Raw genomic sequence first — 12,272 nt, 5'->3', positions numbered from 1 at the left:
AAGGCGGCTAGGCTCATGGGTTATGCGAACCCTCAAAGCCTGCGCGTGGAGCCTCGTCCTCGGCGCGCTATTTATCCCGGCGTTGGTGGTTTCGGTGCTGATGCTGCCGTGGATTCCCCTGGTGGGACGCGCCGCGGAATTTGTCGGCCGGTTGGGTGCGCGGTGGATGGGCGTGGAGATCCCACCTCGGCGCGCAGGCCGGTGGTTTGATTGGCAGCAGTTTTATCACCTTATTGTGCAGCTATTGATTTCGGCTGCCTGCTTTGCCGCGTGGACTGCCGTGGGCTTTTCGGCGGGCGTGCTGGCAATTGCGCCGTTCGTGCCAAATACCGAATTCTTCTTTGGTGGGTGGTCTACCTCCAACCGGCCGCTCATTTTCTTTACCTGCTGGCTCACCGCGGCGCTGCTGGTGGCTTTATTGGTAGGGCTTAACCGCCTGTTGGTCTTGGCCTCTACCTCGCTGACTCGGCTGGCTTTGAGCCCCTCGGCCGAGGAGTTGGCGGCCTCGCGTGCCACGCTTATCGATGCCTTCTCCGGCGAGCGCCGCCGCATCGAGCGCGAGCTGCACGATGGCCCGCAACAGTACCTCACTGCGCTCAAGCTCAACTTGGCCGCGGCGAAATTGCAGGCACCTCCCGAGGCGCAACCGGCCTTGGCCGATGCGGAGCATAATGCCTCTTTGGCCTTGGCCTCCCTGCGGGCGACGGTGCGTGGCATTGCCCCGCAGGTGCTTTTCGACGCCGGACTTATCCCCGCCCTCGACGAACTCCTCGCCCACTCCGGGCTGGAGACCGAACTACTCGTGGAAGGCACCGAGCGCTCCGTGGATGAGACCACTGCCCTGCTGGCTTACCACGCGGTGGCCGAGGCGCTTACTAATGCTTCCAAGCATGGCGCGGCCACCCAGGCGATAGTAACGGTTGCTTTCGGGCAGACGTTGCGCCTAGACATCGTTGATAATGGCACCGGACCCTGCCCCGGCCCCGGAGCTGACCTCGGTCCCACGGCCAAGGAGCCAGCTGAGACGGGCACCGGTCTCGCCGGGCTGCGCGAGCGCGCCGCCGCACTGGGCGGCACGGTGAGCTTTGCCGCGGCTCATGACGCTGCTGCGGGTGAGCGCGGTGGTCGGCTGCAGGTCGAATTACCGCTGAAGGAGGCGGAATGAAACTACTACTGGCGGAAGACTCCGCGCTGCTACGCGCGGGGCTCGAGCAGCTACTCAGCGCTTTGGGGCATAGCGTTACGGTGGCCACGGATGCCGAAGAACTGCGCACTATTGCCGGGCAGGAAGATTTTGACCTGATTATCAGCGATGTGCGCATGCCACCGACCATGACCGACGATGGTCTGCGCGCCGTGCATGACCTGCGTGCCGCCAATCCCACCCAGCCGGTGGTGGTGCTGAGCCAATACGTAGCGGCAAGCTACCTCGACCAGCTCTTGGAGCACGGCGGCTTTGGCTACCTGCTCAAGGAGCGCGTTTCTGATGTAGAAGAATTCGTGCGCACGCTAGACGAGGTCGCCCGCGGCGGCACCGTGGTGGACCCAGAGGTCGTAACTGCGCTGCTGTCGGCGCGGCGTACTGGTTTAGCCCAGCTCACCGCCCGCGAGCGGGAGGTGCTGGGGCTTATGGCCCAAGGATTGAGCAATAAAGAAATTGAAGACACGCTCGTTCTTACCGCCGGAGCGGTAAGCAAGCATGTCTCCAATGTGTTTATGAAACTCGGGTTTCGGCCCGAGGACGCCAACCGACGGGTCAAGGCCGTATTGGCGTGGCTGCGCCATACGGAGCGCTAGCCACACCCGCCACACCCAGGCGCGATGCTAGTTACTTCTTCGAGCTGAGCCCACCGAAAATATCGCTGGAGCTCAGGGAGCTGCCTCCCTCCGGATCCTTAGGCACCTCTGGGGTGTCTGGGTCGGTGGACTCGGTAGAGTCGGCGGGGTCAGTGGCGTCGTCGGCAGGCGCAGCGCCGCGATCCTTCTTCTTGAGGGAAACCTTGTCCACCAGCGTGTTATCGCCTTCGTTGAAGGTGGTGAAGGTGAGCTTGTCATCGGAGACGTCCACGCGCATGTAGTCCTCGGAGTAGTCCTGGCGCCACATGGCGGTGGATTCGTGGGCAAGCTTTGGATCGATGGTCTCCATGCGCGCGCCCTTGTGCTTTTTGTTATTCACGTCGGTGAAGTCGTAGTACTTGCCACCGCCCGCGGTGGTGGTGGTCAGGTACAGCGCCTCGCCATCCTTGGGCTCGAGCACGTCGCCGCGCTGCGGCTTCTTTTCAGGCAGGACCGGCTTATTGTTCTTCATCAAGTGGCTGCGGGTGTAGATGTGGTCGTGGCCGGAGAGCACGGCATCGACATTGAGTTCAGACAGCACCGGGGTGAGCTTCTCGCGCAGGTTGGTGACGTCCTTATCAAAGTGATGCGAGCCCTGGGAGTACGGGCCGTGGTGCATGCCGACGACGATCCAGTCATTATCCGCGCCGCGGGATTCGATGGCCTCGCGCAGGAACTGCTCGTGTCGGGCGATATCGGCGTCGGAAGAAGCATTGGAGTCCAGGCCGATGAAGAGTACGTTATTGCGCTCGAAGTAGTGGTCCCGGATATCGTCCGCCTGATGCGGGTTGGAGAAATGCTCATCATGATGCTTCATGGTGAGGTTATAAGTCTCGTGATTGCCCGGGACCGTGTTGGTGGGGATGTGACGAATCTCCGGGGCGGAGAAGTACGCATCGTACTGCGGTACCTGCGCACCCCAGCCCTCAACCTGGTCACCCAGGGACCAGATCATGCTGGCATTCGGCACGTGGGAGGCCGCGTGACCAATGGTCTTGCGCCACTGTTCGGCTTGGTCATCCACCTTGAGGTCCACGCCGATCTGCGGGTCGGCGACGGTAAGGAAGGACCAGTCATCGCCATTGGAGCCGGTGTTAAAAGTCTCTGGCTCGGACCAGCCGCCTTCCTCGGAACCAACGCGGTAGGAATATTCGGTATCCGGCTGCAGGTCGGTAGCGGTGGCGAACTGGGACTTGTACAGCAAGGCGCCAAAGTCGCGCTCGTCGGCCTGGAAGGTGGTGGTGCCTTCTGGGCCGGTAACCTCGAGGACCTCGTCTTCCTTGGACTTGGTGCGCCAGGTGACCATGACCTGGGATTCATCCTCGCCCGGCTGCAGGATGGTGCGGTAGATGGGCGAGTCAGCAGCCAGCGCCGGGGTGGCGGGCACGATGGCGGTAGCGCCACCTACTGCGAGGGCGGTGGCGAAAGAAGCGACGAAGCGCGACGAACGGAGCATACAGTTTTCACCTTTGGAGTCTTAGAAGAAGCGGTACGGCTCCCTAGAACACCATAAGAATGTGAACACCGTATTACGAGCGCGCGAAAAGCGCTTGAACCCTACCTGTGAGGGGCTGGGGTTTAGAGGCTCTTATCGGAGTTGATAACGGCCGCGCGCCAGAGGGTGTACTCGTCCGGGTTGTCTTCGCGGTAGTTCTTCACTGCCCGAATGCCCTGCTCCACGGACTCGATAACGGCATCGATGGTAGTGTCTTCGCCCTCAGCATCGACGAAAATGACGGGGCCGCAGATGGAGCGGATGGGATCCTGCAGGAAAGCAGCGTTGCCGGTGGCAGCCGCGTTGCGCGCCAGGGAGGCTACCGGGTTCGGCTCGGCGCCTTCGGCCTTGGCTTCGGGGTTGTAGAGCGCGGCATAGGTGGTGCCATCTTCCTGGAAAACAACGGAGACGCGGTCCTCGGTGGTGCCGCCCAGGAACTGGTTGGCGTGCTCCAGCTCGAATTCAAGCTTGCGGCGGGTGAGATCAGGGTTGACAAGGAAACCGACGGTCATGAGAGAAAGCTCCTTCAGAAAGCCAAGAGGGCATGAACGCTCTTTAGAGTACCGGCCCCCTGCCCCGCCTGCAGCGCGAGCGAGAAGAACTTTAGGTTAACTGCGGCTCTTCCACATCCAGCTGGGTATCGGTGCCAACGCCGAGACCAGAGGGCTGGGCGCCTTCGTGGATGAGTTGCGCGCCGATAGCCGCGATCATCACGCCGTTATCGGTGCACAGGGAAAAGCGCGGCACGCGCAGCTCTACTCCAGCGGCGGCGCAGCGCTCGGCAGCCAGCTCGCGCAGGCGGGAATTAGCGGCCACGCCGCCTCCCAGTAGCAGCACCCGGGCGCCGGTGTCCTCGCAGGCACGCACGGCCTTGGCAGTCAGGACATCGGCCACTGCTTCTTGAAAGCTGGCGCAGACATTCTCCACGCTGATGGTCTCCCCTGCCTTTTCGGCGCGCTCCACATAGCGGGCCACGGAGGTCTTGAGCCCAGAGAAGGAAAAGTCGTGGCGGTGCGGGCCGCGCAGATCCTCGGCGCGGGACATGCCGCGCGGGAAATCGATGGTGGCTTCGCCGCGGGCAGCGAGCTTATCGATCACCGGGCCGCCCGGGTAGCCCAGGCCGAGGAGGCGGGAGACTTTGTCGTAGGCTTCACCGGCGGCGTCGTCAAGCGTAGAGCCCAGCTCGCGCATGGGCTTGCCGACGGCCTCTACTTCCAACAGCTGCGTATGCCCGCCCGAGACCAAGAGGGCCACCGAGTGCGGCAGCTCTTCGCCTTCCAGGTTGGCCACGGCAACGTGGCCGCCGAGGTGGTTAACGCCGTAGAAAGGCACGCCCCAAGCCGCGGCATAGGACTTGGCGGCCGAGGCACCCACCAGCAAGGCACCGGCTAGACCCGGCCCCACGGTGGCGGCGATGGCATCCGGCTTTTCGATGCCCGCCTCATTCAGCGCCGCCTGCATGACCTGCGGCATGGCCTCAAGGTGGGCACGGGAGGCGATTTCCGGGACGACGCCACCGAAGCGCGCATGCTGCTCCATGGAGGAAGCAACGGCATTGGCGATGATTTCCATGTGGCCGTCCTCGCGCAGCTCGACGATGCCCACGCCGGTTTCATCGCAGGAGGACTCGATGCCCATGATCTTCATGACTGCTCCTTAATCTTCTTGGCTATCTTCTGGGCGCTCGGACTGGCGCGATCGCACCATGACGTGCGCATCTGCCCCGGAGGGTTGGTAATAGTTCTTGCGGATCCCCTGCTTGGCAAAGCCGTAGCGCTCATACAGGCCAATAGCGGGATCATTGCCCACGCGAACCTCAAGGAAGACCGGGGCATCCTTGAAATCCGCGATATGGCAGATATTGTCCATCATCATCCGCGCGATGCCGCGGCGCTGCGCGGTGGGATCGACGCCGATGGTGTGGATTTCAAACTCCGGGTCCGCGGCCGGCCCCATCATGCCGATGCCCGCATAGCCTAGGAGTTCCAAGGGTTCCGGTTCCTCGATCGCACCCTCCACCCCGAAATAGAAGTTGAAGGGCTGGGCCATTTCTTCCCGGAAAATCCGGCTGGACCACGGAGTTTCGCCTGGGAAAAGGACCTCTTCCAGCTCGGCGCACCGAGGTGCATCGGCCGGGGTCAGCTCGCGCAGCTTCACAGCTCGACCTTGGGGATGGCGGCAGAGAGCTGCTGCTGCTTTGGCGGGACCGCATCTGGGCGGCGTAGGTACAGCGGTACGACGGGAACCGGTTCTGCCTCTAGGTCGGCCGTGGCAACGAGGGCCGCTGCGGTTGGATGGGCCGCGCGGTGCGGCAGGGCGGCGAGCTTCTCGGGGAGCTGCTCAGCAAGGCGGTCGGGAATAATGACCTGCGCGGTGGAGGCAAGTTCCACCTCGAGTTCGGCCGGTTTCGTCACCGCGGGGCCAGAAATGCGCTGCACACCGGAGTCGGTGGCGCGGTAAGTGGCCCAGTAGATCTCTTTGCGGCGGGCGTCGGTGGCCACCAAGGCGGTCGCCTCGTCGGCCGCGGCGGCAGGATCTAGGTGGAGCTCGGCGGCGGCCGCGATGGCATCGTGCGTGCAGATGCCGTGGAGGGGGATAGAAAGGGCGTCGGCAAGCGCGGAGGCAGTCGCCATACCCACACGCAACCCGGTAAATGGACCCGGGCCCACGCCGGTGACCACCGCTTCGAGGTCGGAATACTCCATGCTCGCCTCTGCGAGGACCTCAGTGATGGTAGGAATGAGCAGCTCATTATGCGCGCGGGTATCCTCCAACACGCGCTCGGTGCTCTGCCCAGTTGCGGTATCCACTACCCCGGTAACCAGGGCGGTGGTAGCCGTATCGATCGCGAGGACGCGCATTAGGCAACCATCTTCCAGGTGCCATCCTCGCGCTGGAAGCCCAGCGGCTGGGTGCCCTGGATCATGGGTACGCCGCCATCAAGGCTCTGGCCCTGCTGCTCCATGGCCTTGACCTGCATGTCAATCATCTCGCACACCTCGACCTTTTCCGGATCCAGCTCTTCGATGAAGGGCTTAGTGCTCTGGGAAATGGCTACCGCGTAGCTCTTGCCTTCCGGCACCGCACCGTCTTCAAAGGTGATGTTCTCGGTATCGATCTGTGCCTCTTTAACCTTGTCTTCGCGCATGCCCGGGCAGATGAAACCAATCGCGGGGTATTCCTCGCCATAGACATCGGTGGGCATGACGGTCATGACCTCCAAGTTATTTGGTGCCTTGGACAACGTGGAGGAGAGGTTTCCCTCCAAGTGGTTTTCCTCGCGCAGTGTGGAGGAAGCAAGAAGAACCATCATGACAACGATAAAGATGGCGATGATGGCGGCGGTGAGGTTGCGAGCGAAATTAGTCATGGGATGAGTATGGCTCCTTGAAAAAATGTTTAAGTTTCAGGCGGGCGGCGGTAGTTCTGGCAACCGATGCTACCTGGTTAACCGCAACACAAAACCCACAGGGTAGTGCCTGCCAGTGTAGGCGGGCGACCCTGTGGGTGAGTAATTAACGCGCGATATTGCCGCTATAGCAACAGCAAGAGCAATACCTGCGAGGCAATAATCTTGCCGATAATTGTGGTGGGATAGACCGTGGCCCATCCGCGGCCGGCCAGCTCGGTGCCGGTTTGATCACGAATATAGGCAAAGACTGCGGGGTTGGTGGTCATACCGGCCGCACAGCCCATGGCCTCGTCCCACTTCAGCTTCAGCACCAGCATGCCGATGACGCCGATCAGGATGGCGGAGACCAGGGTGATGATAAGGCCCACGCCCATGATGGTCAGGGAAGATGGATCCGTCAGGGCATCGCGGAAGGAGGCGCCGGCCGAGGTGCCCACGCCGGCCAGGAACAAGGTAAGGCCCATATTGGACAAGGTCTCACGGGTGTGGAATGGCATCTGCCAGTTCAACGGCCCGGTACGGTTGAGGTAGCCCAAGAGCAGGCCGACGACGACGGGGCCGCCGCCGAAACCCAGCTGCAGGGTGGAACCGCCCGGCATCGGAATAGGAATGAGGCCAAGCAGCATACCCAAGGACAGGCCGATGGCCATGGACAACAGGTCCGCGTTACCCAAAGCGGCCTCAGAGTCACCGAGGTACTTGCGCACGTACGGCAGGCGGTCCGGGCTGGTGACCACGCGAACTCGGTCCGAGTAGTTGAGCACAGTGTCCGGGTGCGGCACGAGGTCCTTATCACCCTTACGGATACGAGCGATGATAAAGCCGTGGTCGAGGGCCTTGATCTCGCGGACAGACTTACCGGCAATTTCCGGGTTAGACACGGTAACGCGACTGTACTTGAGACCGGCTTCCTCGGTCAGCTCCACTGGGTGTTCCTCACCCAAGACCTCAATGGCCTTATCGACGGCCTCTTCGGAGCCATTGAGCAGGTAAGCCTCCCCCTCGCACAGTGGCATTTCCGGGACGGCGAGGCGATGGCGTTCCTCATCGGAGATGATACGAGTAGCCACTACGGTCTGGCCGGTAACGCGGTAGATATGGCCAGCGGTGTCATTGAAGTTCTTGGTCAGGCGCACGCCTTTGGCCACGAGCTCGGCGGGAATCATTCCTTCTGCGCGGGCATCTTCCTCATGGTTGGCTTTGACAACCTTGGCGCCGATGGCGGCGACAAGGATCGCGCCGATTACCGCACCTGGGTAGGCCAAGGAGTAGCCAACGACCGGGGTAGAATCGCCCACCATTTCCACCACGGCGGCCATGCCCGGCGTGGAGGAGAGCGAACCGGCGAACATGCCGACGGCCTCTGGCACGCTCAGGCCAAAGCCACGGATGAGGCCATAGCCAACTGCAACCAAGACAACCAACATGCCCAGCATAAAGACGGTGAGCTTCCAGCCGCGGGTTTTAAACTCGCGGACAAAGGAAGGCCCGAAGCTGAGGCCAATGGCATAAACGAAGATCGCCAGACCAAATTGATAGACCAGCGGTGGAATTTGGATATCCGGATTGGCAGTAGATAGACCCAGTGCCACAAACATCGCAGCCGCGGCACCGAGAGAGATGCCGAAGATCTTGATCTTGCCAATCGCTAGACCCACCGCCATGATGACGAAGAGAGATAGCAAAGGACTTGAGGCGAGAAAATTCAACACCTTTATAGAATTACGTAGTGGTTATACCCGGATCAAGTTTGCTTTCTGGGATATTCATCACTTAACCCCCTATAAGGCGGAACGATGTACTATGCACCATTTTTCCAAGACCATGTGAAGCGGCGAACATCCTCTACTGCGCCGGCATATTCTGCCGGCTCGCGGTCGATGCTGATAAATAGGTAGCGCTCCGCAATCTGCTCTACTAGTCCCCCGCCCCACTCGGCGATAATCACGGCATCTTCCAACTCCGTGTCCAAATCCAGCGCGTCGAGCTCCCCTAGCGGGTCCCCGGAATTAGCACCGCCTTCATCGAGCAGGCGGTAGGCATCCACGTGCACAAGGTCCGGCCCGCCCACCGTGGAGCGGTGCACGCGGGCGATCACAAAGGTCGGCGAGGTAACGCGGCCTTTAACTTGCATGCCCTTGGCGACGCCCTGCGTCAGCGTCGTCTTTCCAGCCCCCAACGGACCATCCAAAATCACTACATCGCCGGCTTCAAGCACCGCACCTAGCTCTTCACCAAAGGCATAGGTTTCTTCCACCGTGGATAGGTCGCGGCTGCCAGATTCCGGAAAGCTACTGCGCATCTTCTTCTCCTATATATTCGCGTTCGGTGCGGCCATCGGGCAGGCAGACAACCTCGTAGTTAATGGTGCCTGCTGCCGCGGCGAGATCCGTGGCCGATACTCCCCCGTTGCCAAAGATCACGGCTTCTTGGCCTGGCTCTACGCCATGCGGGTTATCACCCAAGTCCACCACGATCTGATCCATACAGATTCTTCCTACCTGTGGGTAGAGGTGCCCACCAATGCCCACGCGCAGGTCGCCCTGATAGCCGCGCGGCAGGCCATCGGCATAACCACAGTCCACTGTGGCCAAAAATCCCGGCTTATCCGCCTTCCAGGTCAGTCCATAGCACGTGCCCTCACCCGCTTGAATGGGCTTGACGTTAAAAATCTGACCGGACCAGGTCATGGCCGGGCGCAGGCCATGCTCGCGCCCCTCGATGGGCTCCAAGCCATAGCAAGCGGCGCCGACGCGCACCTGCTCGAAATAAGAGGACGGACGTGTCAGCACTGCGGGCGAATTGGCCAGGTGATTGACCGGGCATTCCAAGCCAATCTCACGCGCGAGCTGCAGGGCCGTGCGGAACGCCTCCTCTTGGGCGTCATTGTGCGGATTATCCGGCTCATCGGCACACGCAAAGTGGGACATGAGCCCGAGCACCTTGATGTGCGGGGCATCGCGCAACACCTTAAAGGTCTCTGCCCAATCCTCTTCATCCACACCGGAGCGGTGCATGCCGGTTTCCACCTTGACGTATACCTCAGCAGGAAAATCGGCCTTGACCAGCTTATGCGCCTGCTCCAGGGAGTTGACCGCTACCTCGATTCCATTGGCCAAGGCTTCTTCGAGGATTTCATCTGTTTGCCAGATCCAGGCCACGATGGGCGCATCCACGCCTGCGCGGCGCAGGTCCACCGCTTCCCGCAGGGTGGCCACGCCAAAGCAATCCCCACCGGCGCGCGCCATCACCGGCACAACCTTGGCCGCGCCGTGCCCGTAGGCATCGGCCTTGACCACGCACATGAGCTTGACCTCAGGCCCCACCTTTTCCTTGATGAGGCGGACGTTGTGCGCAATGGCGGAGAGATCAATCGTGGTTTTCAGCATGCCCACCATTGTGCCACTGCTCACCCTTGTGCTGAATTCGGGCGGGGTGTGGCGCACTGACTCGCGATACCTCCACCTTGGAATCGGCTCATCCAATGTCTTCTATCGAAACTTGCCTCGTAAGTTCTATCCGCGAACAGAAATCTTCATCATGGCTCACCACTAGCAATGCGCCCCGATAGTTTTTCAAGACCGAGACCAACCAATCAACAGTTGAAATATCAATGTTATTAGTCGGCTCATCGAGCATTAGCAATTGCGGCGCCGGATCCGCTAAGAGCACTCTGGCGAATTCCGCCCTAAATCTTTCGCCTCCCGAGAGGGTCCCAGTCAATGCATGAACCGAGTCAGATTGAAACAACAACTGAGCAAGCTGATCACGGATGAACTGCGGATCCTCTCGTGGATTCGCGTTAGTAACCACGTCCCATACGCTTAGAGAAGGATCTAATCCAATTCGTTGACGCAAATACCCCGAATTGCCGATCACGTAGCCCGCCTCACCGGAGTTAATTCGGTTTAAGAGCGTGGTCTTGCCACTTCCATTTGGTCCTGACAAGCGCACCCGTTCCGGGCCGACAATCGTCAGCCCAGGAATCGAAATAACCCGCTTTCCTTCCGGCAGCTCAGTTTGTGGCAGCTCGATATAGACCGAATCATCATCTCGTATGTTTCGCTCAGCTCGAGCTAAAGAGCGTTGGGCCGCTTCAACTGCGCCTGAATGGATTTGCGCTCTGCGTGATGCCGTCTTTTCGGATCGCTGCTTATCAAGCTTCATCGTCATGCCTGGTTTGCGCTTCGACTCCGCGAACTTCTTTCCACGGCGCGCATCACGCGCAATTCGTGTTTGCATTGCTTGTTGTTCGCGGAGTTGCTGCTTATAAGTCGCCTTGGCGGTAGATACTGCTTTCTGAGCTACTTCCTGTTCTGCATTAATCGTGGCTAGGTAGTCGGAATAGTTGCCTTGGAAGAAGCGTAGGTTCCCATCCCTTAATTCCGCTACCTCGGAAACTACATCCAACAGGTCTTTGTCATGGCTTACCACTAGCACCGGCGCCGCGGCATTTACCAACATATCTTTCAGATGCTTCTTAGCAGTTCCGTCGAGGTTATTGGTCGGTTCATCGAGGATAATGAAATCCGGCTCGGACAAGAAAACCGCCACCAAAGCGACGCGGACCGCTTCGCCTCCAGAGAGGCTTTTGATAGGGCGGTCCAACGGGATATCCAATCCGGCGGCGGAAAGGGCAGCGGCAATGCGCTCACCGACGTCCCATTGCTCCCCAATTAACTCATAGAGTTCTGGTTCATACTCACCGGCTTCGACTGCGGAAATCGCCGTGAGCACTTGGGTGACACCGAAGATGTCTGCTACTACATCATTTTCATTCCAAGCAAGGTCTTGTGGCAGGTACGCTATCGATTCCGGCTTTTCCACCGTTCCAGCAGTAGGCAAGATTTTGCCAAGGATGACGTTTAACAGAGTTGTCTTTCCTGCACCATTATCCCCAATGAGCGCAGTTAAAGGGCCAGAAAAGGCACCGTTTAGGCCGCTGAAGCAGGTTGTGCCATCGGGCCATACTAGGGAAAGGTCGTTCAATAAAATAGGCATGCTTAAATCCGTTCTTCCTTTAGTGTTTTACGCAAAAACACGACGGATGAGCACTGCCTACTCCTTTCACCGACAACAATTGCTCCCAATAGCATAACAGTTTCAAGCCTTGAGTTCAGAGGGTCGTTGCAACACTTTCCCTTAGGAGGGTGTTGTTGTGTCTGGGGTTGTCGGCCCGTTTCATTCGTTGTCTGAGTCGGATCGTCGTGGCTTAGTTGCCTTGGTTGGCAGTGGGCGTAGTGTCCGTTCGGCGGCTGGTGAGCTTGGTTGTCATTACGGGCATGCTTTGAATTCTTGCCATGCCTTTGGATTGCCAGTCGTGTTTAAAGCCAAACGAGTTGATCGCCGCGGCAGCCAGGCTTTCCAGCTTGTGGAGCTAGTCCGAAGCGGACTGTCAGTACACCAAGCCGCCAAAAGATGTGGGATGCATCTGACTGCGGCTTATGCCGTAGCTACGGAAGCTGGGTGCCATATCCGGTTAAGTGAGAGTGTCCGATTGTTTGTGTGCGGGGGGTGGTTTACAAGTAG

The 12,272-nt window shown here is 59.9% G+C and carries 12 protein-coding genes; 2 read left to right on the top strand and 10 right to left on the bottom strand.

Annotated features, from left to right (window positions below):
- Positions 1-22: 22 nt before the first annotated feature.
- Together QKD99_RS07150 and QKD99_RS07145 are read left to right on the top strand one after the other, a co-directional pair.
- Positions 23-1,165 carry a histidine kinase gene (locus QKD99_RS07150; RefSeq protein WP_347951102.1) on the top strand — a complete coding sequence of 381 codons (1,143 nt, stop codon included), beginning with the start codon at positions 23-25 and terminating at the stop codon, positions 1,163-1,165.
- Entirely contained in the window at positions 1,162-1,797 is a 636-nt protein-coding gene (locus QKD99_RS07145) for a response regulator transcription factor (RefSeq protein ID WP_347951101.1), read from the top strand. Before QKD99_RS07150 ends, QKD99_RS07145 begins: the two co-directional genes overlap by 4 nt.
- A 31-nt stretch (positions 1,798-1,828) precedes the next feature.
- On the opposite strand, the gene QKD99_RS07140 is transcribed toward QKD99_RS07145, so the two are convergent.
- From QKD99_RS07140 to QKD99_RS07095, 10 genes are all read right to left on the bottom strand, one after another.
- Positions 1,829-3,292, bottom strand: coding sequence for a metallophosphoesterase family protein (locus QKD99_RS07140; protein ID WP_347951100.1), 1,464 nt, complete (start codon positions 3,290-3,292; stop codon positions 1,829-1,831).
- 122 nt (positions 3,293-3,414) lie between these two features.
- On the bottom strand, positions 3,415-3,843 hold the full coding sequence (locus QKD99_RS07135) for a hypothetical protein (protein ID WP_204610180.1): 429 nt from the start codon (positions 3,841-3,843) through the stop codon (positions 3,415-3,417).
- A gap of 91 nt (positions 3,844-3,934) precedes the next feature.
- On the bottom strand, positions 3,935-4,978 hold the full coding sequence (tsaD, locus tag QKD99_RS07130) for a tRNA (adenosine(37)-N6)-threonylcarbamoyltransferase complex transferase subunit TsaD (RefSeq protein WP_347951099.1): 1,044 nt from the start codon (positions 4,976-4,978) through the stop codon (positions 3,935-3,937).
- Between the two features lie 9 nt (positions 4,979-4,987).
- Positions 4,988-5,488 carry a ribosomal protein S18-alanine N-acetyltransferase gene (rimI, locus tag QKD99_RS07125; RefSeq protein WP_347951098.1) on the bottom strand — a complete coding sequence of 167 codons (501 nt, stop codon included), beginning with the start codon at positions 5,486-5,488 and terminating at the stop codon, positions 4,988-4,990.
- Positions 5,485-6,192: a tRNA (adenosine(37)-N6)-threonylcarbamoyltransferase complex dimerization subunit type 1 TsaB gene (gene tsaB / locus QKD99_RS07120; RefSeq protein WP_347951097.1), complete on the bottom strand. Its 708-nt coding sequence runs from the start codon at positions 6,190-6,192 to the stop codon at positions 5,485-5,487. The genes rimI and tsaB overlap by 4 nt, the downstream gene beginning before the upstream one ends.
- Complete coding sequence (locus tag QKD99_RS07115) at positions 6,192-6,701, bottom strand: hypothetical protein (protein WP_347951096.1); 510 nt, start codon at positions 6,699-6,701, stop codon at positions 6,192-6,194. Before QKD99_RS07115 ends, tsaB begins: the two co-directional genes overlap by 1 nt.
- Before the next feature lie 164 nt (positions 6,702-6,865).
- Positions 6,866-8,455, bottom strand: coding sequence for an aspartate:alanine exchanger family transporter (locus QKD99_RS07110; protein ID WP_284868062.1), 1,590 nt, complete (start codon positions 8,453-8,455; stop codon positions 6,866-6,868).
- 89 nt (positions 8,456-8,544) lie between these two features.
- Positions 8,545-9,045 carry a tRNA (adenosine(37)-N6)-threonylcarbamoyltransferase complex ATPase subunit type 1 TsaE gene (gene tsaE, locus QKD99_RS07105; RefSeq protein WP_347951095.1) on the bottom strand — a complete coding sequence of 167 codons (501 nt, stop codon included), beginning with the start codon at positions 9,043-9,045 and terminating at the stop codon, positions 8,545-8,547.
- Positions 9,035-10,138 (bottom strand): alanine racemase, encoded by a 1,104-nt coding sequence (gene alr / locus QKD99_RS07100; RefSeq protein ID WP_347951137.1) that lies wholly within the window; start codon positions 10,136-10,138, stop codon positions 9,035-9,037. The genes tsaE and alr overlap by 11 nt, the downstream gene beginning before the upstream one ends.
- An 82-nt stretch (positions 10,139-10,220) precedes the next feature.
- The gene (locus QKD99_RS07095; protein WP_297846897.1) at positions 10,221-11,744 is read right to left on the bottom strand and encodes an ABC-F family ATP-binding cassette domain-containing protein; all 1,524 of its coding nucleotides are present in this window, start codon (positions 11,742-11,744) and stop codon (positions 10,221-10,223) included.
- Positions 11,745-12,272: the final 528 nt, after the last annotated feature.

The organism is Corynebacterium sp. c3Ub_189, from assembly GCF_039907195.1.
In the GTDB taxonomy this organism is placed as follows: Bacteria; Actinomycetota; Actinomycetes; order Mycobacteriales; family Mycobacteriaceae; genus Corynebacterium.
The sequence above is the reverse complement of the archived record's forward strand: the minus strand, read 5'-3'. Positions and strand labels throughout refer to the sequence as shown.

What these genes read in the sequence shown, in the direction of transcription:
- QKD99_RS07150 (WP_347951102.1), top strand. Translation starts at nt 23, where the DNA reads ATGCGAACCCTCAAAGCCTGCGCGTGGAGCCTCGTCCTCGGCGCGCTA.
- QKD99_RS07095 (WP_297846897.1), bottom strand. Translation starts at nt 11,744, where the DNA reads ATGCCTATTTTATTGAACGACCTTTCCCTAGTATGGCCCGATGGCACA.
- QKD99_RS07135 (WP_204610180.1), bottom strand. Translation starts at nt 3,843, where the DNA reads ATGACCGTCGGTTTCCTTGTCAACCCTGATCTCACCCGCCGCAAGCTT.
- QKD99_RS07145 (WP_347951101.1), top strand. Translation starts at nt 1,162, where the DNA reads ATGAAACTACTACTGGCGGAAGACTCCGCGCTGCTACGCGCGGGGCTC.
- tsaE (WP_347951095.1), bottom strand. Translation starts at nt 9,045, where the DNA reads ATGCGCAGTAGCTTTCCGGAATCTGGCAGCCGCGACCTATCCACGGTG.
- QKD99_RS07140 (WP_347951100.1), bottom strand. Translation starts at nt 3,292, where the DNA reads ATGCTCCGTTCGTCGCGCTTCGTCGCTTCTTTCGCCACCGCCCTCGCA.
- tsaD (WP_347951099.1), bottom strand. Translation starts at nt 4,978, where the DNA reads ATGAAGATCATGGGCATCGAGTCCTCCTGCGATGAAACCGGCGTGGGC.
- tsaB (WP_347951097.1), bottom strand. Translation starts at nt 6,192, where the DNA reads ATGCGCGTCCTCGCGATCGATACGGCTACCACCGCCCTGGTTACCGGG.
- QKD99_RS07115 (WP_347951096.1), bottom strand. Translation starts at nt 6,701, where the DNA reads ATGACTAATTTCGCTCGCAACCTCACCGCCGCCATCATCGCCATCTTT.